The 22,179-nt window shown below is 40.0% G+C and carries 22 protein-coding genes, 2 tRNA genes and 1 pseudogene; 16 read left to right on the top strand and 9 right to left on the bottom strand.

The window, feature by feature from the left end:
* Positions 1-135: 135 nt before the first annotated feature.
* Both H5187_RS19875 and H5187_RS19870 read left to right on the top strand, forming a co-directional pair.
* Positions 136-211, top strand: a tRNA-Gly gene (locus H5187_RS19875).
* A gap of 47 nt (positions 212-258) precedes the next feature.
* A tRNA-Gly gene (locus H5187_RS19870) sits at positions 259-334 on the top strand.
* A gap of 105 nt (positions 335-439) precedes the next feature.
* Here the strand turns inward: H5187_RS19870 and H5187_RS19865 are convergent.
* The 3 genes from H5187_RS19865 to H5187_RS19855 all read right to left on the bottom strand — a co-directional run bounded on the left by H5187_RS19865 (position 440) and on the right by H5187_RS19855 (position 1,844).
* Entirely contained in the window at positions 440-865 is a 426-nt protein-coding gene (locus H5187_RS19865) for a secondary thiamine-phosphate synthase enzyme YjbQ (RefSeq protein ID WP_182798203.1), read from the bottom strand.
* Positions 862-1,329 carry a chemotaxis protein CheX gene (locus tag H5187_RS19860; RefSeq protein ID WP_145234652.1) on the bottom strand — a complete coding sequence of 156 codons (468 nt, stop codon included), beginning with the start codon at positions 1,327-1,329 and terminating at the stop codon, positions 862-864. Before H5187_RS19860 ends, H5187_RS19865 begins: the two co-directional genes overlap by 4 nt.
* Before the next feature lie 80 nt (positions 1,330-1,409).
* Positions 1,410-1,844, bottom strand: a complete 435-nt coding sequence (locus H5187_RS19855; protein WP_145234655.1) for a transcriptional repressor — start codon at positions 1,842-1,844, stop codon at positions 1,410-1,412.
* Positions 1,845-1,937: 93 nt separating this feature from the next.
* Between H5187_RS19855 and H5187_RS19850 the strand changes: the two genes are divergently transcribed.
* The 9 genes from H5187_RS19850 (at position 1,938) to H5187_RS19810 (ending at position 8,106) form a co-directional block, all read left to right on the top strand.
* Positions 1,938-2,558, top strand: coding sequence for a MarC family protein (locus tag H5187_RS19850; protein WP_149983245.1), 621 nt, complete (start codon positions 1,938-1,940; stop codon positions 2,556-2,558).
* Positions 2,559-2,662: 104 nt separating this feature from the next.
* The gene (locus H5187_RS19845) at positions 2,663-3,133 is read left to right on the top strand and encodes an outer membrane lipoprotein-sorting protein (RefSeq protein ID WP_149983244.1); all 471 of its coding nucleotides are present in this window, start codon (positions 2,663-2,665) and stop codon (positions 3,131-3,133) included.
* A gap of 175 nt (positions 3,134-3,308) precedes the next feature.
* A complete protein-coding gene (gene dusA / locus H5187_RS19840; protein ID WP_220493312.1) occupies positions 3,309-4,268 on the top strand; it encodes a tRNA dihydrouridine(20/20a) synthase DusA in 960 nt (319 codons plus the stop codon).
* Between the two features lie 235 nt (positions 4,269-4,503).
* Positions 4,504-5,175 carry a PspA/IM30 family protein gene (locus H5187_RS19835; RefSeq protein ID WP_182798202.1) on the top strand — a complete coding sequence of 224 codons (672 nt, stop codon included), beginning with the start codon at positions 4,504-4,506 and terminating at the stop codon, positions 5,173-5,175.
* An 11-nt stretch (positions 5,176-5,186) separates the two neighbouring features.
* Positions 5,187-5,393, top strand: coding sequence for a PspC domain-containing protein (locus H5187_RS19830; protein ID WP_149983241.1), 207 nt, complete (start codon positions 5,187-5,189; stop codon positions 5,391-5,393).
* A 9-nt stretch (positions 5,394-5,402) separates the two neighbouring features.
* A complete protein-coding gene (locus H5187_RS19825; RefSeq protein ID WP_145234667.1) occupies positions 5,403-5,726 on the top strand; it encodes a hypothetical protein in 324 nt (107 codons plus the stop codon).
* A 101-nt stretch (positions 5,727-5,827) separates the two neighbouring features.
* The gene (locus H5187_RS19820; protein ID WP_182718348.1) at positions 5,828-6,346 is read left to right on the top strand and encodes a copper chaperone PCu(A)C; all 519 of its coding nucleotides are present in this window, start codon (positions 5,828-5,830) and stop codon (positions 6,344-6,346) included.
* Positions 6,347-6,354: 8 nt separating this feature from the next.
* Positions 6,355-7,341 (top strand): DUF2333 family protein, encoded by a 987-nt coding sequence (locus H5187_RS19815; RefSeq protein ID WP_145234671.1) that lies wholly within the window; start codon positions 6,355-6,357, stop codon positions 7,339-7,341.
* A 3-nt stretch (positions 7,342-7,344) separates the two neighbouring features.
* Positions 7,345-8,106, top strand: a complete 762-nt coding sequence (locus tag H5187_RS19810) for a TIGR04219 family outer membrane beta-barrel protein (RefSeq protein WP_149983237.1) — start codon at positions 7,345-7,347, stop codon at positions 8,104-8,106.
* A 24-nt stretch (positions 8,107-8,130) separates the two neighbouring features.
* Here H5187_RS19810 and H5187_RS19805 read toward each other — a convergent pair whose 3' ends face one another.
* Positions 8,131-9,018: a TIGR03899 family protein gene (locus H5187_RS19805; protein WP_182740730.1), complete on the bottom strand. Its 888-nt coding sequence runs from the start codon at positions 9,016-9,018 to the stop codon at positions 8,131-8,133.
* Positions 8,987-9,490 carry an SRPBCC family protein gene (locus H5187_RS19800; RefSeq protein ID WP_246175639.1) on the bottom strand — a complete coding sequence of 168 codons (504 nt, stop codon included), beginning with the start codon at positions 9,488-9,490 and terminating at the stop codon, positions 8,987-8,989. Before H5187_RS19800 ends, H5187_RS19805 begins: the two co-directional genes overlap by 32 nt.
* A 268-nt stretch (positions 9,491-9,758) precedes the next feature.
* On the opposite strand from H5187_RS19800, the gene H5187_RS19795 reads away from it, so the two are divergent.
* Positions 9,759-11,954: an EAL domain-containing protein gene (locus H5187_RS19795; RefSeq protein WP_182740731.1), complete on the top strand. Its 2,196-nt coding sequence runs from the start codon at positions 9,759-9,761 to the stop codon at positions 11,952-11,954.
* A 94-nt stretch (positions 11,955-12,048) separates the two neighbouring features.
* A complete protein-coding gene (locus H5187_RS19790) occupies positions 12,049-14,223 on the top strand; it encodes a YgiQ family radical SAM protein (RefSeq protein ID WP_182798201.1) in 2,175 nt (724 codons plus the stop codon).
* A gap of 67 nt (positions 14,224-14,290) precedes the next feature.
* Here the strand turns inward: H5187_RS19790 and H5187_RS19785 are convergent, their stop codons facing one another.
* The 3 genes from H5187_RS19785 to coaBC form a co-directional block, all read right to left on the bottom strand.
* Positions 14,291-17,065: a prolyl oligopeptidase family serine peptidase gene (locus tag H5187_RS19785; RefSeq protein WP_182740732.1), complete on the bottom strand. Its 2,775-nt coding sequence runs from the start codon at positions 17,063-17,065 to the stop codon at positions 14,291-14,293.
* Positions 17,066-17,222: 157 nt separating this feature from the next.
* On the bottom strand, positions 17,223-17,810 hold the full coding sequence (gene slmA / locus H5187_RS19780; protein WP_182718344.1) for a nucleoid occlusion factor SlmA: 588 nt from the start codon (positions 17,808-17,810) through the stop codon (positions 17,223-17,225).
* Between the two features lie 115 nt (positions 17,811-17,925).
* Positions 17,926-19,143, bottom strand: coding sequence for a bifunctional phosphopantothenoylcysteine decarboxylase/phosphopantothenate--cysteine ligase CoaBC (coaBC, locus tag H5187_RS19775; protein ID WP_179959239.1), 1,218 nt, complete (start codon positions 19,141-19,143; stop codon positions 17,926-17,928).
* Positions 19,144-19,296: 153 nt separating this feature from the next.
* Here coaBC and radC point away from each other — a divergent pair, with 153 nt between their 5' ends.
* From radC to rpmG, 3 genes are all read left to right on the top strand, one after another.
* The gene (radC, locus tag H5187_RS19770) at positions 19,297-19,971 is read left to right on the top strand and encodes a RadC family protein (protein WP_169020545.1); all 675 of its coding nucleotides are present in this window, start codon (positions 19,297-19,299) and stop codon (positions 19,969-19,971) included.
* 277 nt (positions 19,972-20,248) lie between these two features.
* Complete coding sequence (gene rpmB, locus H5187_RS19765; RefSeq protein WP_004335549.1) at positions 20,249-20,485, top strand: 50S ribosomal protein L28; 237 nt, start codon at positions 20,249-20,251, stop codon at positions 20,483-20,485.
* 11 nt (positions 20,486-20,496) lie between these two features.
* Entirely contained in the window at positions 20,497-20,652 is a 156-nt protein-coding gene (gene rpmG / locus H5187_RS19760) for a 50S ribosomal protein L33 (protein ID WP_004335545.1), read from the top strand.
* A 251-nt stretch (positions 20,653-20,903) separates the two neighbouring features.
* On the opposite strand, the pseudogene H5187_RS19755 reads toward rpmG, so the two are convergent.
* Positions 20,904-21,965: pseudogene (locus tag H5187_RS19755) on the bottom strand (GGDEF domain-containing protein).
* Between the last annotated feature and the right edge of the window lie 214 nt (positions 21,966-22,179).

The following is a 22,179-nucleotide window of genomic DNA, read 5'->3' as shown; positions in this document are numbered from 1 at the left end:
CTAGAACCTAGAACCTAGAACCTAGAACCTAGAACCTAGAACCTAAAAATTATAATGCGGCACTAGCTCAGTTGCCAGAACGTTTTACCGCGACTTGTCGCGCACCAACGGACAAATTACTGACTATTTTGAAATGCGGCACTAGCTCAGTTGGTAGAGCGCGACCTTGCCAAGGTCGAGGTCACGAGTTCGAGCCTCGTGTGCCGCTCCAATTTCTAACCAAAGAAATTGGAGTAATTTTAAAGTGAAAAATATTATGCGGTACTAGCTCAGTTGGTAGAGCGCGACCTTGCCAAGGTCGAGGTCACGAGTTCGAGCCTCGTGTACCGCTCCAATCTCTTAAAAATGAATACCCACCCAAATTTGATTGACAAGCAGTTATTGCTTAAAGCACATATCCAATTTATTTGGTACTTCAATTTAAATTAAATAGTTTTATTTAAACTTGCCCTTGCAGCGTTGCAATAATACGTCTTGCGCCGCCATGATCACGATGTTCGCCTAAGTAGATCCCTTGCCATGTACCAAGCTGTAAACGTCCTTGGCTAATTGGAATCGTTAGTTCGCAGCCTAAGGTACTCGTTTTTATATGCGCAGGCATATCATCATCACCTTCGTAATCATGACGATAATAAGGTTGGCGCTCGGGAACAAATTTATTGAAGTGACTTTCCATATCCATACGTACTGTCGGATCGGCACTTTCATTAATCGTTAAGCTGGCTGAAGTATGCTGTATGAAAAGGTGTAATAAGCCAATTTGGTAATCGGAAATCTCAGGGAGTTGGCTGAGTATTTCGCTATCAATAATATGAAAGCCTCGAGAGCGAGGCTTTAAAAGTAGTTGTTTTTGCAACCAGCTCATATTTTATCGAAACTAACTTCAATATTGGCATTACCGGCATCAGAGGTAAATGGGATTAATATTTTTGCCCCTTCACTTTTATGAGTTATGGTATGGCCTTTACCAGACACAACGATTGGTGTAGCCATATTAAAGTCATAGCCTTTTTCACCAAGTAGATTTTTTGCCCCACCAGTGACCATATTGGTAATTTCACCAACCATATCGGTTACTTCTTCATTGATCGAATCAGGGCGTTCACCTAGCATTCTTTCCATAATAGTCAAGGCAAGGCTCTCATCAAAAGTGATCGAAAATGAACCTTTAGTTTGCGGTCCTACCATGCCAATTAATCCCGAAACGTCGCCACAGGCAACTTCATCTTTTTTTATTTTCGGCTTACCCGGTTTTAGTTCGGTTTGCGCCATTGTGCTGAGCACATTTAATAAAGATGATAAAAAAGGATTGATGAACTCTACATTCATTATTGTTTATCCCTCGAATTTAGCAGTTTAACTGCGGTTATACGTTAAAGTGTAGTGAGTTATTTTAGCTCTGCACTTAATTATTCTTTACAATTTCCACATCTACCATGGGCTTCAATAGTTTGCCCCGATACGACGAAACCACTCTCAGCAGCAAGACTATTAAGTTCATGCGAAATCACGCTAGAGTGCAGCTCTTTGACAAAACCACAACTGTCGCATATCAACAGTTGTACAGGGTGGATATGATCAAAATGATGACACAACATAAATGCGTTAGTACTTTCAATTTTGTGAATAAAACCTAATTCAGCTAAAAAGTCTAAGGCACGGTAAATTGTGGCTGGTTTTGCTCCTGATTCAGTGAGTTTTAGTTGCTCTAATAAATCATAAGCGCCCACTCCGCCTTGCGCACTTGCTAATAGGCGAAATACTTTTTCACGAATTGGAGTGAATCGCGCACCGCGATTGTCACACACTTGTTTGGCTTTACTAACGAGTGATTCTATTTTCATCTTCTCTTATCCTTACGCTACCGTGTTATACTAACATACTGTATTGTAGTTGCAGCGTTTTTATTAGACAGTTTTATTCTAGGAAGGCTAACAATGAATGAATTATTAGCGGTATTTATTTTCTTTTTTGCGGTTATCGATCCAATCGGTACTGTGCCTGTTTTTATAGCCTTAACACGCGGAGATAGTGACAAATTCAAACGTAAAGTCGCGTTGAAAGCTGTTCTGGTGTCTGCTGGGGTATTATTGTTTTTTGTTGTCGCTGGGGAGCTGCTTTTAAATGCTATTAATATCCCCTTGTCAGCGTTTCAAATCGCAGGTGGTATCGTGTTATTGCTGTTCGCTTTGTCGATGATTTTTGGTGAAAGTAAACCAGAAATGGAAATTAAAAGTGTACGTGATAGCACTGAAACGGCCATTTTCCCTTTAGCTATCCCATCAATCGCCAGTCCAGGCGCGATGCTTGGCGCTGTTTTGATGACTCGTAATACTGAATACACGTGGGTTGAGCAGTTAATTACTTCATCAATGATGTTAGCTGTTCTTACTGTGGTACTTGTGCTTTTACTGTTGGCAACCCATGTTCACAAATTAATTGGTGATAGCGGTGCGAGTATCGTTAGCCGGATCATGGGTTTGATCCTTTCATCAGTTGCCGTGACAAATATACTCGACGGGATAGCCCATTATTTTGGCTTACAAGTATTCATATAAAGGCTGTGTAGCGCTGTTAAAAAACTATTGTCATATAAAATTTTGAATTATTGCTTAGAATTATCTAGATTAAATATAACGTAATAAAATTTAAGGAATGAAAAATGTTATTAAAAAAGATTATTTTATGCGGTTTTCTCGCTTTAGGATTAACGGCTTGCGTTGAACCGCCTCCAAGCGAAATGAAGGTTATTCAAGTTACTGACTATGATTTTAGTCATAATGACAATCATGCCGTTACCGTATATTTCGGTCATACGGGAGGAGATCATTACACCGTTACTTTATTACGAGACGAAATTAAAGAGGGAGTGTTTATTGAATCTTCCGCTAAAAATGCGCCTAATTTAGTGTTTGATGCCAGTTGGGCTGGTGAATATTATGTGCAGTCAGCTAAGCATGATACTCATTCATCTTTAAAAATACTTGAGCTAAATAGCGAAGCTAAAGTTGCTAAATTTGAAGTCGCAGCACGTTTGGTTAACCCCAAGCAAAAAAATGATTATATAAGCTTAGAAAAAACCACTATTACAGTGCAAGGCCAGCAATTTGATAATCTAACAAAATCGTTTTAAGTATATTATCTAAAGCGCAGCATACATTTTTGTTGCTGCGTTAAACAACTCAATCTCTGCTACCGACAAACAACAACTTGCTTACGATTGAAGCTCGGCTTTGATTTGTGTAAAATATAGCGCCTTCCAATGAGGGAATAACCCTTATACTTATATATCATCTGAGGATTTTACTTTGAATAGACGTTTTTCTGTGGCACCCATGCTCGATTGGACAGACCGCCATTGCCGTACTTTTCATCGTAAAATGACCAAGCATGCGGTGCTTTACACCGAAATGGTAACAACCGGTGCAATTTTATTTGGGCGTGGTGATTATCTACACTTTAATACACATGAAAACCCCGTTGCTTTGCAATTAGGTGGCTCTGATCCTGAAGCTTTGGCAAAGTGTGCAAAACTGGCTGCTGAACGTGGTTATGATGAAGTAAACCTAAATGTTGGTTGCCCTTCGGATCGAGTGCAAAATGGCCGCTTTGGTGCGTGTTTAATGGGCGAGCCGCAGCTTGTTGCTGATTGTATTGCAGCAATGAAGGCGGAGGTTACTATTCCTGTTACGGTGAAAACACGCATTGGTATTGATGAGCAGGATTCATATGAGTTTTTATGTGCGCTGATCGAAGCGAGTCATAAGGTTGGCTGTGATGACTTTATTATTCACGCCCGTAAAGCATGGCTAAAGGGATTAAGTCCGAAAGAAAACCGTGAAGTTCCACCACTTGATTATCCGCGTGTTTATCAACTGAAGAAAGATTACCCACAGCTTGATTTAAGCTTAAATGGTGGGGTTAATACCATCGCTGATAGTCTTGCTCATTTAGCGCATCTTGATGGCGTTATGATCGGTCGTGAAGCGTATAGTAATCCATTTATATTAAGTGAAGTGGACGAGAAAATTTACGGTGATACTGCGTGTACATTATCGCGTCATGACGTGGTGCGTTCAATGTATGGTTATATTGAAGATGAAATGCGCCAAGGCGCTAACTTTTGGCATATAGCTCGCCATATGTTGGGTATTTTCCAAGGCCAACCAGGGGCGCGAGGATTTAGACGTCATTTATCTGAAAACGGCCATGGTAAGCAAGCCGATTTATCAGTGATGGATAAAGCATTAAGTTTTGTGCCTGAATAGCTGAAATTTTAATCTTGAAAGCCACTTTTTAGTGGCTTTTTTTGATCCTAAAATTTAGTCAAAATATCACTTTTTTAGTTAATTTAACGTATTTTAATTCTGCTAAACGTCACTTTTAAATTGATGTTATCTTTCTATCCTATTGTTATTTATTGTTTTAGTTGTTTTTCTAACGACATGGCATAAGTCTTGGAATCTCCTAGGTGTAATCACCCATAATCAACAGGAGAAAATCATGGGCCTAATGAATCGTGTTAATGATCTAATTCAATCAAACTTGGTCACTGTGCTTGATAAGGCAGAGGATCCAGCAAAACTACTTAATTTACTTATTATCGAGATGCAACAAGCTCTGAATGAGTGCCGTACTACTGCTGCAGCGATTTTGTGTGAAGAAAAAGCATTGAAACGCCAGCAAAGCGATAAGTTAACATCCATAGCACAATGGCAAGAAAAAGCCGAAATAGCCGTCAGTAAAGGCCGAGATGATTTAGCCACAGCCGCATTAAAAGAAAAGCAGCGTGTAGCCGCTGATATGGCAGCTGTTGAACCTGAGCTCGTTAAATTAACCGATTCATTGGCCAAGTTAGCTGACGATGCACAGCGTTTACAAGACAAACTTAGTGCTGCCAAAGCAAAGCGGCAGAGCTTAACTCAGGTGCATAGTGTTTTAAATGCACGAGTACGAGTTAATCAGCAGTTACATAGCGATAAAGTGGCACATGCACTGTCGCGTTTTGATGTGATTGAGCGCCGAGTTGAGTCAATTGAATCACAAGTGGAAGCATACGAAATGGCTGCAGCTAATCAATCAGACACGGCAACGCAAATTGATGCGCTTGTAAAAGACGAAGCCTTGGATAAAGAGCTTGCAGCACTTAAAGCTAAAGTAAAACAGTCGGCTTAGGAGTTATAAAAATGAATACATTTAATAACAATACTCAATGGTGTAAAGATCCATTAAATAAAAAAATATCGGGAGTATGTAGTGGCTTAGCGCGTCGGTTTGACTTTCCGATTTGGGCAACTCGATTAGCAACTATTGTACTGTTTATTCAGTTCCCACTGTTTATTGGTGCGGGTTATTTAATTGCACATTGTTGTTTAGACAACAAGGTTTATTAGGAGAGCGCCATGAAAATTATTGCACTGTGTCTACTAGCAGCATTGTTTATCGCTTCTAGTCCATTTGAGATAATGCAGTTTGACTCATGGCAGCTCCCTTTGTGGATTGCTGACTTGAGTTGGGTTGGCATTGAACTATTTGGTGCATTAGTCGCTGTGGTGGTCGTTATTGCCATTATTGCGCTGGTTAGTGTTGGTTTGATTGGCGCAGGTCTAATAATAGGAGTCGGCGTGATGCTGGCTTTGTTGTTTGGTTCTGTGATGATCGCATGGCCGCTACTGCTGATTGTTTTTCTGTGTTGGTTAGTCGCGGATAATAAAAAGGTGGCATAGCTTGCCACACAGAGGTTACCTTAAATGCTAATTTAGCTGACTATTTTTTCGCAAATATGCTAAATTTAGCACTTAAAGTGATTATTATAACAAGGATCGAAATGACTCTTAAGCCATTACTAACTATCTTCACAGCGGCTTTTTTAGCTGTAGGCCTATACTCTCCTGTGCTATTTGCCCATGCAGAGCATCAACATGATACAGCAAGTGATATTGTAGTTAGCAATGCCCAAGTAAGGATTTTTTTACCTGGCAGTCAATCCAGTGTTGGTTATTTAACGCTTGTTAATCATGGTGATGCAGCAGTGACATTAACTAAGGCTAGCCTTGAGGGCTTAGGACGAGTTGAAGTACATGAACATCAGCATGTTAATGGTATGATGAAAATGCAAAAAGTAGATGGGTTAGAGATCAAAGCACATCAACAGCTAGATTTTAAGCCAGGTAGTTATCATTTAATGGTTTTTGAACCAAAAGAGCCGTTAAAAATAGGGCAAGAACTCAAACTCACGCTATATTTTAGCAATGGAGATCGTGTATTTACTCAAGCTACCGTGGTTTCATTAGAAAGCCAAGTTGAGCAAGTATCACTATCTGAACAGCACCATACACATCACTAGGAGATTAAATGTCACAACATAAAGGGAAAATTATAGCAGGGCTAATATTAGTTTTTATTTTATTTTATGCCGTATCTGTGTATTGGAGTGTTGAGCCAAGCCGCGTAAATGTGATCACGCAAGCTAAACAGGATGCGCAGCAGCGTGGCGAAAAACTAGTAACAGGTTACACAACAACTACGGCTTTGATTAATGTTGCCAGCACATTATTGAATAAACCTGGTGGCTATTTATCAAATGATGTAATACCTCCGAGTATTCTTATGGATAATATGCCTGCTTGGGAATATGGCGCATTAGAAATGACGCGCGATTTGGCGCTATCAATGCGTAAAGACTTTAGCCGTTCTCAGTCGCAATCGACCGAACATGAAGCTCTAAAAAAAGCCCAGCCCCAATTTAATATTAGTTCAGAAGCATGGGCGTGGCCAAGTGCCGAGAGTGAATACCAAAAAGGCATTGATTTATTAATCGTGTATCGTACTCAAATAGCTGACCAAAACAGTCGTGACAGTCAGTTTTACGCGCGGGCAGACAACCTACGAGGCTGGTTAAAAGAAGCCGAAAAACGCCTTGGTAGTTTAAGTCAGCGGTTAAGTGCCAGCGTTGGTCAAGATCGGTTAAATACTGATTTAGCTGGTGACAAAGAAGCACACCAAGCGACTTATGCACCATTACAAAATCAGATAAAAACCTCTTGGTGGGAAATTGATGATGTGTTTTATGAATCACGCGGTGCAACTTGGGCTTTATTACATTTTTTGCAAGCGGTAGAATATGACTTTGCTGATGTATTAGAGAAAAAGAATGCACGTGTGAGCTTACAACAAATTATACGTGAGCTTGAAGCAACCCAAGAGACTGTTTGGAGTCCGGTGATTTTAAATGGTAATGGTTTTGGTTTTGTTGCTAATCACTCATTAGTAATGGCAAATTATATTTCACGAGCCAATGCGGCTCTTATTGAACTTAGCGAACTTTTAGCGCAAGGATAACACATGAAAAAGTACTGTTTAGCCGCTGCCCTTTCGATGGCATTTTTGGCTCCAGCGGCTCACGCTGACACTCTATTAGGTTTATATGTTGGTGTTGATGGCTGGCAATCTGATAATTCAGGTAGCTTTTCTGATAGCGGTAATATGCAAGACTTTAATTTTGAAGATGAAACCTTCATTAGCTACTACGCAGCGCTTGAGCATCCAATTCCATTAGTGCCAAATATTAAGTTAAAGTATACCGAGCTTGAGTTAAATGGCTCAACCTTGCTTAATGAGACGTTTGAGTTTGGTGGCACTTCATTTACAACCAATACCACTGCAACTACGGTCAGCGACTTATCACACATTGATTATATTTTATATTATGAGATATTTGATAATGACTTGTTGTCTATCGACTTAGGTGTAAATGCTAAGCAGTTTGATGGCGATATTGTTGTTACCGGTACTGCCAATGGCACAACAACAACAGAAACTGTGGATTTTTCTGGTTTTGTACCATTAGTGTATGGTCGTGCTGAAGTAGGCTTACCGTTAACGGGTTTAAGCGTCTTCTTTGAAGGCAGCTTACTTGCTATCGATGATAGCAAAGTACAAGACTACCAAGCGGGTATTGCATGGGCTTTGCTTGATAACTTAGCGGTAGATTTAGATATCAAAGCGGGTTACCGTAAAATGACGCTAGAGCTTGATGATATTGATAATCTATATACTAATATTGATGCATCAGGTCCATTTGCCGGCATACAAATTCACTTCTAATTTGTGTGCTTTGGCGTGGTACCGTTATTTAATTGCGTGCCACGCTACTTCAAACTCTTCTTCAAGTGCACTGTTTAACAAGTGCTTATAGGCCTTATTAACTGGCGTGTTAATCAATTTTCTAAGTTCATCACCCGTTTGCGTAAATTTATAGTAACTGAGCACTAGATCGTTATTTTTTGGTTTGAGTGCAACCCGTTGGGTTAAAAATGTCAGATTCATTTCTTGGCCCGCCTTAAGTGCTGCGGATTCAATTTCTTTACGGTAGATTAGGCCGATATCCATCAAAGTTAATACATCAGGAAAGCTGATCCCAGCTTTACCTAAGTTAAACGACACTTTATTGCCTTTGCGTAGCAAATCAAATAGCGAAGGTTTTTTATAAAAGCCTAATAAAATTAAATGGCTATTATCTTTTTCATTATAGCCACAAATCGCGGTACATTTTTGTAGTGCATCCGCTTCGCGCTGGGTCATTTGCTTAAGTGTTTGTAAGCTTTTAATTGAAAATGTTCCCGGTGATACCGTTTCTCCCGCTAAAATTTTTGCCCACAGCTTTTGCATTGATTCGTTTGAAGTATCTTCACATAGTGCAATAAAGCGTTCGACCCAATCACTGTCAGGTTGCCCTTTACTAGTTACGTCAGGGCAAAAATCCATTGCCATGGCCATAATCGCTTCAATATTGTGTTGTTGTTTGATAAGGAGCAATTGTTGGCGATGTTGGGCTCTATTGAGTGTTGAGTTATCACTATTGACTTGATAGGGCAGTTTACTTTGCCCTTGTGGGCCATAACTATCATCACTGGTACTGGTAAGGCGAGTCGAACTGGTTTTACTCATCGAGTAACCTAGCTTAGTTTCAATTATATGAGCAAGGTTAATTTTTGCTTGGGCTGTTTGAATCGTCATCGATCTTCTCGCTGTGTGGGGCTATTTGCAGCTGTGCAGTAGTTTTTAAATTATTAAGTCCAAGTTTCACCGTATTTGCCAAAATATATTGGCTAAATAGCGCCAAGTAACCACCTAAAATTGAAGTAGTAACTTCGCCATCTAGTGAGCATGTCACTTGATTACCATTAGCTAGTGGTGAAAAAGAGACCACACCTGTAACAATATGCTCTTCATTAAAGAGAATATTAAAATTGATTTTAGTGCTGCTTATATTGGTAATCGTCATTTCACCAAATCCCCAGCTACTTTGCCAAAATTGATGAGCACCAACGCCAGAGCTCGGCTCTCCAAGCGTGAAAACAATACTCGGATCTACTTTTTGCCAAGGTGACCAGCTAGACCACTTGGTAAAATCACTAAGTAACGGGGTGATATCTGTTTGCGGAGCATGAATTTCAATGCTCTTTTGTACTTGGTATTGCTGTGGCAATAGCAGCCCAATTACCAAAAGAATTAAAGTAATCAGAAAAATAAATTTAGTAATTCTGGGTAAAATATTAATGGCTGTTCCTTAAATTATAAATTCCACTGTCGCACAGCAAGCTGCAGAATATCGACTATAATCTGTAAATCAATATTCATTAATCATCGACATTAATACTGTATCATAAGTTAAATAGTGATAACTTATTAGTCAATAACTGAATTGTCTCAATATTAAATGATGGCGCGTAATATTTGAATTTAAAGGATTTGGAATGACGTCAGAACACAATGATTTTTTGTTTTTTAACCATGAAGATGAGCCTCATGAAGAGGTTGTGCCCAAAGATTACTGGGATGTTCTGATTGTTGATGACGATCCTGAAATTCACACTGTAACAGAACTAGCACTCTCAGGCGTCGAGTTTTGGGGAAGAACACTGCGTTTTCATCATGCTTATTCTGGCGCTGAAGCAGTTGAAGTGTTAGCTAATACTAATAATGTGTCGGTATTACTGTTAGATGTAGTCATGGAATCCGATGATGCGGGTTTAAAAGTAGTTAAAGAGGTACGTGATACGCTGAAAAATCATAACGTACGAATTATCTTACGAACGGGTCAGCCTGGATATGCGCCTGAAGAACAGGTGATCCGAGAATATGATATCAATGATTATAAAACTAAAACCGAACTTACCCGCAGTAAGCTAGTTACCTCGTTAGTTACAGCTATTCGCTCATACGAACAAGTTTGCCAACTTGAATATCAAAGCAAAGCGTTAAATAATATTCTGTTAGCCTCAAAGGCAATTTTAGGTTTTACCGACATTAAAGCATTTACTATGGCGGTGATTAAGCAGCTCTCGGTAATTTTAGATTGTGCGCCAAGGGGGGTTGTGTGTGGCAGTCTGGATGATAGTTATCAAGTTCAAGTGTTGGGTGGTTGCGCTGAGTTTAGTGCTTTTATTGGCCAAGGTGTAGAACAACTTGATGATGGGCGGATTATTTTGCAAGTGCAAAATTGTTTTGAGTTTGGCGAACATCAGCACACTGAGCACGACACTACGTTTTTATTGAAAAGTAAAAATCGTCAGGCTGCTATTTACTTAGAGTACGTTAGCCAACCAAGCTTAACACAATTGCAATTTGCTGAAATTTTCTTAACAAACGTCAGTGTAGGCTTAGATAACGTCAGACTTTTTAATAAACTCAGAGATGCAGCCTACAAAGATGTGTTAACAGGTCTTGCCAATAGAACTGATTTTATTGAACAAATTGAAAAGTATCATCGATTAAATAGTAACGAGTATCTATTTATTCTAATTGATGTCGCTCATTTTTCAGACATCAACAATGGTCTGGGTCAAGAAGTGGGTAATCACTTACTTACATCAATCGTTGAGCGACTCAAACAAGAATACCCAAACGCTAAATTACTGTCACGGATTGGTGCAGATGTATTTGGTTTTTTAATTGAGCGCGATGGATTTGATCTAAACGAATTAAGTGAAAATTTAAGCTTACCGTTTGCAGCAGCAGAGCATCTGTTACCGGTTAATTTTAAAATTGGTTTGTGCGAGCAACTGGACTTTCAAACCACCGGTATTGAAACACTTAAGCTTGCGTATATTGCACTCAATCACGCTAAAAAAGGTAATCAGGGGAATGCTGTTTGTTATACACCCGATATGGAAGAGCAAATGGCTTGGCGATTAGGGATTATTCGCCAGCTTCGCCAAGACTTTGAAAATAATAAATTGGAAGTATGGTATCAACCGCAATTGGCGTTTAGTGATTTGTCATTAAAAGGCTGTGAAGCATTACTACGTTGGCCATCGGGACAAGGTAACTATATTTCTCCTGCGATTTTTGTACCACTTGCTGAAGATGCCGGGCTAATTGTTGAGATTGGTCAATGGGTATTGGAGCAGGCTTGTCAGCAGCAAAAACGTCTTGAGGTTCAAGGTGTTGAAATTTGTATTGCGGTCAATGTGTCGGTACCGCAATTTAAGGTAAAAGGCTACGCACAACAAGTCAAAGATACTTTGCGAAAATATCAGGTAAACCCAAAAAATATTGAATTAGAAGTTACCGAAAGTGTGGTGATGGATGATCTCTCGATGGTGATTGAAACACTGCAAGATCTAAAAGAGTTTGGTATTGAAGTGGCGATAGATGATTTTGGTACTGGTTTTTCATCACTGAGTTATTTGCAAAAGTTACCGTTGGATAGGTTGAAAATAGATCGTGCATTTGTCAAAGACTTACCCGAAAAAGACAGCGGCGCAATTGCCAAGCTGGTTATAGCTCTTGGCGCGCAGCTCGGATTAAAAACGATTGCAGAAGGTGTTGAAACACAAGCACAAGCTGATTTTCTTAAGCAATTGGGTTGTGATGAAGTGCAAGGTTTTATGTACGCTAAACCGATGCCTGAAGTTGAGCTTATTCAATATATTGAAAGTAAAAAATAATATTATGTTTGATGCCAGTGTAAATAGCTAATATCGCTTGGTGATTAATTCGGGTATACTCTGCGACCTTTTTTAAAGCAATTGGTTACTTTATATGAGCGCACTTAAAGCCAAGCGAGCGTTATTCTCATACCCTAAATATTGGGCTGAGTGTTACGGCACAGCACCATTTTTACCAACTACACGCGAAGAGATGGATGCCCTTGGCTGGGATAGCTGCGATATCATCATTATCAGTGGTGATGCTTATGTAGATCACCCCAGCTTTGGTATGGCGGTAATTGGTCGTGTACTTGAAGCACAAGGTTTTAGGGTCGGTATTATCGCTCAGCCAGAATGGGATTCGAAAGATGCCTTTATGGCTCTTGGTAAGCCTAACTTATTTTTTGGTGTGACTGCCGGTAACATGGACTCGATGATCAACCGCTATACGGCTGAAAAGCGTATGCGCCATGATGATGCCTACACGCCCGGTAATGTGGGTGGCAAGCGTCCTGATCGTGCGGTGATGATTTACTCACAACGATGCCGCGAAGCCTACAAAGGTGTGCCAATTGTAATAGGTGGTATCGAAGCCAGCTTACGTCGAATTGCCCATTATGATTACTGGCAAGAAAAAGTTCGCCGTAGTATTTTATTTGATGCCAAAGCCGATATTCTTATTTACGGTAATGCTGAGCGACCATTAATAGAAGTTGCTCATCGTATTGCCGCCGGCGAAACGATGGATACCATTCAAGATATCCGTGGTACGGCGGTTATTCGTAAAGAGCCATTACCGGGCTGGCGTGGTAGTGATTCCACCGCGATTGATAAAATTGGTAAAATTGACCCAATTCCAAACCCATATGGTGCGGATGATGTGGGTTGTAGCAAAAGCGAATTTAAAAAAGCGGGTATTGATTTACAAGCTGAAGCGGCAAAACCAATTACCATTCAGCCAGCGCGTCCTAAACCTTGGGAAAAAACCTACGTTAAGCTACCTGCGTTTGAGCAAGTGAGTGTTAATAAACCACTGTACGCTCATGCATCACGTATTTTACATCAAGAAACGAACCCAGGTTGTGCTCGAGCGTTATTCCAACGCCATGGCGATCGCTCTATTTGGGTTAACCCACCTGCGTATCCGCTTGAAACACATGAAATGGATGCGGTGTTTGGATTGCCTTATCAGCGTGTTCCGCATCCAAGTTATGGTACTGCAAAAATCCCCGCTTACGACATGATCAAAACCTCAGTTAATATTATGCGAGGTTGTTTTGGTGGCTGTAGTTTCTGTTCAATTACTGAGCATGAAGGACGGATCATTCAAAGTCGTTCACAAGAATCGATTATTGAAGAAATCGAACAAATTCGTGACAAAGTACCAGGGTTTACTGGGGTTATTTCGGACCTTGGTGGGCCAACTGCTAACATGTATAAACTGCGTTGTAAGAGCAAAAAAGCTGAGAGTACCTGCCGACGTTTATCATGTGTATATCCTGATATTTGTAAGCATATGGATACCGACCATACACCGACTATCGAGTTGTATAAAAAGGCCCGTGAAGTTAAGGGGATTAAAAAAATCCTAATAGCCTCTGGTGTTCGCTACGATTTAGCTGTGCAAGACCCTCGTTACGTCAAAGAACTTGTAACCCATCATGTTGGTGGTTATTTAAAGATAGCGCCTGAGCATACCGAAGACGGGCCATTATCTAAGATGATGAAACCAGGCATGGGCGCATATGATCAGTTTAAAGAGCTTTTTGATAAATACTCAAAAGAAGCAGGGAAAAAGCAGTACCTGATCCCTTATTTTATTTCTGCGCATCCTGGCACTAAAGACGAAGACATGGTGAACATGGCGTTGTGGTTAAAGTCGAACGATTTTAAACTAGATCAAGTGCAAAATTTTTATCCGTCACCAATGGCTAATGCCACCACGATTTATCACACTGGGATGAACTCGCTGCGTAATATTAAAAATAATACTGAGCAAGTGCCGGTGCCAAAAGGCGCGCGTCAACGTCGTTTACATAAAGCGATATTGCGTTATCACGACCCAGCAGGTTGGCCGATGATCCGTGAAGCACTGCGTAGTATGGGCACAGCTAAGTTGATTGGTAAAGGTCCAAACTGCTTAGTGCCAGAAGAAACCCGTGACGAAAAATCGCTTAAAGCAGGTAAAGGCGGGCGTCCAGCGCTTAGTCGTCACACCGGATTTAGCCAGTTTAAAAAAGCCAATACCAAACCTAAGGTTGGCGGTAATCGTCAGCGGGCTAGGTAGTTTTAGGTAAATAAAAAACGCCCAGCATTTGCTGGGCGTTTTAGTTTATGGCTGCTTATTCTTCAGCTTATTCTTCAATGAAAGCTTCGCCTTCGGTCATCCACTTAGCGGCAGGCTTGCCTTTTAAGTAGTGATCAAAGTACTGCATCATCCGAATTGAAAAATCCACTTGGTTAGGGAATTTCTTTAAGTGGTGTGGTTCACCTTCATACTGCAAAAACGTCGCATCTTTGCCTGCACGGCGCAGCGCTAAATAATACTGTACGCCTTCGTGCCATGGTACAGCATCATCTTTATCACCAAACATAATTAAGATTGGTGTATTTACTTTATCAGCGAAGAATACCGGTGAGTTTTCGATGTAAAGCTCTGGCGCTTCAAACAAGGTTTTACCGATACGGCTTTGCCCAGTTTCATATTGGAACTGACGCGCTAATCCAGATTTTAAGCGAATACCGCTGTAAGCGCTGGTCATGTTTGACACGGGCGCACCCGATACTACCGCTTTGAACATATCAGTTTGGGTGATCATAAAGGCACTTTGATAGCCCGCCCATGAATGCCCTTGTAAGCCAATTTTATCAGGGTCAGCGATACCTAAATCAATCAGCTTTTGGGTGGCGTTGATCATGGTTTGCGTTGATGATTTACCAGGGTGACCAATTTCAAAGCGAATATCAGGTAAGAAAATCGCGTAACCGTTCGAAGTAAACATTGGGAAGTTAGGACGGTGGTTTAATTCCATTTTAGGGAAATCAAACATGCGTTGACTCATATAACGGTAAAAGTACACCACCACTGGCACTTTATCGCCCTTTTTATAGCCTGCAGGCTTTATCAATACGCCTTGCAAGTCTTCGCCATCGAAGCCTTTATAGCTAATTAGCTCCGGTTTTTGCCCCCACGCAAAGTCGTTAACTTGTGGGTTTAAGTTAGTAACGCGTTGTGGCTTTTTAAAGCTAAAATCAGCTTGATAAAAATCAGGGAACTGCTGATAAGTTTGCTCAGTGAATAGGTATTTATCGGCATTTTTAGCTTTTTTTACCACGTCAAAACGTTTTTTACCGCTTAATACTTTGCTGATCGAGTTATCAGCAAGATTGAGTTTTGCTATTTCAGTTTGCTTTTGCTGTAAGTTTGTAGCACTTAGCAACAATGTATCGTCTTTTTTAAAGCCAACTTGGTCTTTATCAAGTTTGATGACTCGATATTGCGTGTTGTTTTCTTTGCCTTGTGTAAGGCGTGTGGCTTTGAGGGTTTTAACGTCAAATGCCCAGATATCGTATTTGCTATATACCAGCACTTGGCTGCTATCAGTTAACCAACCGGCAAAACCATAACCCGGTTGAGTTGAAGGGTAATCGTGCTGATCATCAGCGAACGTTGCTTTAATCGCTGTTGTTAAGGTACTGACTTTATTGTTACCTAAGTCTTTGAGTTGCACTTGGCTATTTTCAAAGTAAGCAGCAAATTGTCCACTGGGTGATAGGCTGGGCCTAAACGGGTAATCACTGATAATTGCTTTACGCTCACCATTTTGCACATTGACTGCATAGTAGTCAGCAAAAAAACCGCCATACATAATACGTTTAAGATAAGGTAAATTTGAAGAACCAAGTAACGCAGTGCGATTGTTGGTATTGAGTGCCACATCTGGCATGTCAGTGTTACTTAGTTGCGCAACTTGTTTGCCATTAAGATGGTAAACGGCTTGATAATGGCGGTTTTTATTGATTTCTTTCCATTGTTGCTCTTCGCGGGGTTTAATTTCGGCATCGTTGTTATGCCAAACATTAAGGCCTTTTTGGTCGCGTATCGTATCGTAATCAAATAACGAGGCTTGATCTGTGTATTTCTTTTCTTTAATTTTTGCCGCTAACTTAGGGTGATTTTCAAAGTACAAGCGTTCACCGTCTTCAGACCAGCTCAATTTTGCTGTTTTACCAATAGTCCAATCTTTTTCAGGAGCAGCAATATTTGTAAGCTGTTCGTTTTGCCACAGTTTTAGCTGATGATCGCGACGGCGCATATCGTCATTTACATAATTACCCAGTGTAAATGCGGCAATATTCTTAGTTGGATGCCACACTATTTTGTTTGCAACAACGCCTGGTTCATCAATTAATACACTCGTATCAAATGTTTGGTTTAATGTAATTAATGCTACTTGGTTATCGTTACCGTCAGGATAGCTTTGGCTGACCAGAAGCTCGCTGCCAAATGTATTGATTGCGTAACTAAATACGCTATTTACTGTATGAGTTGTTTTGTCTTTTAAATTTACAACAATGAGCTCAAACGCTTTATCTTTTTTATCAGGTTTGATTTCACTGGTTTTAGCGGTGTTTTTTGTGTCATCAATATCTTTACTATCAGCGTCTTTATCTGCTTTTTCATCAAAGCGATAAGCTAACCAGTTACCATCATCAGAGAGCTGGTAATCTTTTACGTTCTCAAAAACTTGTTGTTCCCCCGTTATTGTATTAACGAGTACTAGATTGTTTTTTAAGGTGTCTTTCTTTTTTGTGGTTTCTTTTTCAAGCAAAGTAGGGACTTGGGTGAATGCTACCCAGTTAGCTGCTTTGTTGATCTGAGGTTTAGTGCCGCGCTCAATTTCTGCAAGTAATTTATTATTGTTTAAGGTATAGACTTGGCCTGTTGCATCGCCACGGTATGGGGTTGCACTAAAGCTCAGTACTTCACCATTTTCAGATAATTGCGTTGTTTTAGCTGCTTTGAAATCGAATACATCTTTAAATTGTAGCGGCTCTTTTGCGGATGCCATGGCACTGCCAAGGCTTGCAACCAGTGCTACGCTGAGTAGGGAAAGTTGTGCTTTCATTGTTACTTCTCGTTTTGTTTCATCTGCATCATCATAACGAGTTTGTTCAACAATTCGAGTAGAAACGATAAGCGGTCGAAAATAAAGGTTGAAAGTAACATTTATAAAAAAACCTTGTAGGAAAACCGACAAGGTTGATAATTTTAGGAGCTAGGAGTTAAAGCCATATTTTTTGTAATTCTAACCACTGTTTTTCAAATTGCGCGCTAGGTTTTGCTTTAAAGTCACTGCGGACAAATTGGTTCATCTTGCCTTCAATGTAGGCAAGTAAAAAGTTGGCAATGGTTAACTCATCACTTTGAAAGGTTTTACCTTCGCGAAGTTTACGCTCGCGTAGTACTTGTTTTAGTTGTGTTTCAAGCTTTTCAAACAAGCTTTGTACACGCTCACGCAAGCGTTCTTGTTCACCTTGCAAGGCGTCGCCGGTCAAAATACGAGTGATCCCCGGATTTTTCTCAGCAAATGCCAGTAGTAGCAATAAAATATTATAGATACGGCTTTGAGTTTCTTTTTCGTTTTCAAGAATGAGATTTATGCGCGACAACAAAGTGTCTTCAATAAACTCTATTAAGCCTTCAAACATCCGTGCTTTACTCGGGAAATGACGATAAAGCGCAGCTTCAGAAACGCCTACCTCAGCAGCTAATTTTGCTGTGGTGATACGTTGACCTAGGCTGGTTTCTAACATTTGTGCGAGTGCTTGTAGTATTTGCTCTTTGCGATTACTTCTTTTTGTCGCAGGCATGAACATTCCTTTCTTTATAATTATTTACTTAGCTTTTGGCGGCTACTTATCACTCACTTTTTGAGCAAGCGATAAGGGCTATGTTAATGTTTTATTCAGTTTCTTTCCAGCCTTTTTACAATCGTTTAGCAAGCTCACTCATTACACTCAGTGCTAATGCGCTTTTGGTATCGACGGGCAGTTCTTTTTGTTCATTATGCCAGAACAGTGTTAAAGCATTATGATCTGAATTAAAACCAAGGCCCGTTTGTGATACATCGTTAGCGCAGATCATATCGAGGTTTTTATTGCTGAGTTTGCCTTTCGCATAGCTTGCGACATCTTGAGTTTCTGCGGCAAAGCCAACTGTATATGGGCGACCCTCTGTAAGGCTAGCAACTGCGGCAATTACATCTGGATTTTTAACTAAAGTGAGAGTCAGTTCATCGCCTTGTTTTTTCATTTTTTGCTCGGCTATCGCTGCGGCGCGATAATCGGCAACCGCGGCGCAACCAATAAAAGCATCCGATTTGGGAGCAAAAATAAGTGATTGTTCAAGTAGTTGCTCAGCGGTCTCAATGTTTATTAGGTTTACACCTGGTGGTGGCGCAATTGTTACCGGACCTGAAATCAGGTTAACCGTTGCACCTAAACTAACTGCCGCATGTGCAAGCCCAAAGCCCATTTTCCCAGAGCTGTGATTTGATATAAAACGCACCGGATCAAGTGGCTCACGAGTTGGCCCTGCGGTGATTGTAATTGTTTTACCAGCTAGTAGTTGCGGTTGCGAAGGTTGCGTGCATAGTGCCACTAACTGATGTGGTTCAAGCATTCGCCCTGCACCTACATCACCACATGCTTGTTCACCCTTACCTGGGCCCCAAATTGCAATGCCACGCTGTTTTAAAGTTGCTAGGTTAGCTTGAGTTGCTGGGTGGGCATACATTTGTTGATTCATTGCAGGCGCCACTGCTACTTTTGCGGGGGTTGCCAGCAATAGAGTGGTGAGTAAATCATCTGCAATGCCGACTGCCATTTTTGCGATGATATTAGATGTGGCAGGAGCGACTAATATTAAATCAGCCCATTTAGCAAATTCAATATGGCCCATAGCGGCTTCAGCAGATGGATCGAGCAAAGAGTCTGAGACCATTTCACCACTTACGGCCTGCATGGTAAGCGGAGTAATAAAGTGCTTAGCTGACTCAGTCATCACCACTTTGACATCACAACCATGATCTTTTAAACGTCTAACAAGTTCGGCGCATTTGTAGGCGGCAATACCACCGCTGATACCAAGTACAATTTTTTTATTTACTAATTCTGTCGCTAAATTGGTCATTAACTTTGTCATACTCTGATAAAACTGTTTGTCGATATGCGCTAACGATAGCAAATCTTTGCCTTGGGGACGAAGTTTTAATATGGAATTTATTCGCAGTTTTACAGGCGAAATTTTATTTTTGCATTACAGTTAAATTATAAATCATTTTTCAGGGACGAAATAATGCAGCTCACCTCTTTACCAAGTAGCCAGCGACCACGCGAAAAGTTATTGGCGAAAGGGGCTAAGTCGTTAAGCGATGCCGAGTTATTAGCGATATTTTTGCGAACGGGTTTGCCGGGCATGAATGTAGTTGAGTTAGCACAACATTTAATGACACAAAATCAAACACTGCATAACTTATTTAATGCATCAATCGATGATTTTTGTGCACAAAAAGGACTGGGCACAGCAAAATTTGTGCAACTTCAAGCAGTACTGGAGTTGAGTCGTCGTTATATGATGGAGCAATGCCAGCGCGAAGCAGTATTTAATTCACCGCAATCAGTATATGACTATTTAACGATTGAGCTGCGAGGCTTGCAGCAAGAAGTGTTTATGGTGTTGTATTTAGATAGTCAGAATCGCTTAATTAAAGAAGAAACACTTTTTTATGGCACTATTAATGCGGCATCTGTTTACCCAAGAGAAGTCGTCAAAGCGGCTTTAAAAAATAACGCTGCGGCACTTATTCTGGCTCATAATCATCCATCAGGTATTGCTGAACCAAGCCAAGCTGATAAATTAATTACCACTAAATTGCAGCAAGCTTTGCAATTAGTCGATATAAATATTTTAGATCACATCGTTGTTGGGGGAGATAATTGTGTTTCGTTTGCAGAACGAGGCTTGATTTAAGCGTATTCAAATCACTAAGCGTGTTAAAAATGAGCGGTTTAGTGCTTATTTGCAAATTAGTTTAATTTAAATGCAGTTTTTACTTTCCCTAAGGGCATTCGATCTTTATAATTAGCCGCTATCAAATTTACACATGAGCTGGTTGGATTAGATCAATCACTTGATCTTTGCCTGTATAAGCTGTATAAAGAGCGCCCTTCGATTTATCCCTGGGGCACAAAATACATAGCCTAGGGGACAAATTAAGCTCGAGCGAAGTTATTGGAGATATATAGACATGTCTAAAGTATGTCAAGTTACAGGTAAGCGTCCTGCGGTTGGTAATCACCGTTCACACGCGAGAAACGCGACTAGACGTCGTTTCCTACCTAACCTACAAACACACCGTTTTTGGGTTGAAAGTGAAAAACGTTTTGTAACATTACGCACTACTACTAAAGGTATGCGTATTATCGATAAAAAAGGCATCGACACGGTTCTTACTGAAATCCGTGCTCGCGGCGTAAAAGTTTAAGGACCTGAGTCATGCGTGATAAGATCCGTTTAGTTTCTACAGCTGGTACTGGTTTTTTCTACACTACCGACAAGAACAAGCGTAACATGCCGGAAAAAATGGAAATCAAAAAGTTTGATCCAAAAATCCGTAAACATGTTCTTTTCAAAGAAGCTAAAATCAAGTAATTTTAGTTTTCTATGAATATCAAAAACCCAGCTTAGGCTGGGTTTTTTGTTTTTCAAATGCGTAGTTTTTCCGTTCTCGAATCACAGATTATACCAATCGTTTTAAGTTACTGACCATTTATAGCGACAGAAAAACACAGTGATAACAAGGCAGAAATTTTGACATGTAGTTGTTCTACATGAAAAATTACTAACGCAGTTAGCGCTTTATTTAGCGCGCTAGAATAGTTAAATATTTAAGTCGATTGGTATTATTCGTTTATATCATCGTCGACTAATTTTAAAAATGTGTCATAACAGGTAACATGTGCGTTGTTATCGTTGATGCAAACTAAATTTCGGCCGTGATGTTTAGCAAAGTAGAGTGCCTTATCAGCTCGCTCTAATACTTTTAAAACGCTATCATTACTCTTTTGTATAGCGGTTACCCCAAGGCTGATAGTGATAGGCATATTGGCAACTGTATTTGAGCTAATTAAACTCCTTAATTCATTCGCTTGCTTTGCTGCATCCAACAAAGCAGTGTTGAGTAATATTATTACAAACTCTTCACCACCCCAACGAGCGATTAACGCTTACTCACCTATTTTTTGCTGCAACAGATGGGCAAACTCTTTTAGTACTTTATCGCCAACTAAATGCCCGTGGGTATCATTAATTTTTTTGAAATAGTCTATATCACACATAAGTAAACAATGAGATGTTTGAGAGTGCTCGCTTTTAGTTATTAATGCCGATAACTCTGCATCAAATTTTTGTCTGTTATATAACTCAGTCAACTTGTCTGTTTCTGCTAACTTTTTAATTTCGTCATTAAGGTTAGATAAGTTTTGATACGCTAACGAACGTGTTTTTTCGTAAAATCTAAAAATTAGAATATGAGCGATACTGACTTCGATAGTGTTAAATAATGATCCTAACCCTGTGGTTATTGTTTGTTGTTGCTGTGTATAAATTAAGTATGCACAAATAGAGAATGCAATTGCGCTGATGATGCTTCCCCGTTTTCTGCCTATTAAAAAAAATGCAATAGGGGGGATAAGCGTAGCCCATAATATTGAGAATGGATTTCCGCCTACCGAAATTATAAATAACATAGCTAAGCTGCTAGCCATTAATGTAACCGCCCATGCGGTTACATTAACGTTGCCAGATTTGTAAAACCAGAAATAAATAGTTAATGAGATAACAAGTCCTAAACAGTCAATTAAGGCAAGGTCTAATTGCTCGAAATAGAAAACATTGAGTACTGTTAAAATGAAAAAGTAAGCTGTTGAAAATAGTAAAAAATGGGCGATTAAACGTGCTCGCAAAAATCTTTGTGATCCTTTGCAAATTGCGGAGACTTACTGTACCAAAACCCTAACATAAATGAATATTACCTAATTATTTATGATGTTAAGTATTACTTATTTGCAGAGTCCTGTGTAGCACAAATATTAACTGATAAGTTTTAGGTATAAAAAAACCTTGCAGGAAAAACCCACAAGGTTAATATTTTTAGCACCTAGCACCTAGCACCTAGCA

The sequence above is a fragment of the Pseudoalteromonas sp. SG44-1 genome, assembly GCF_014164315.1.
GTDB lineage: Bacteria > Pseudomonadota > Gammaproteobacteria > Enterobacterales > Alteromonadaceae > Pseudoalteromonas > Pseudoalteromonas rhizosphaerae.
The sequence above is the reverse complement of the archived record's forward strand: the minus strand, read 5'-3'. Positions and strand labels throughout refer to the sequence as shown.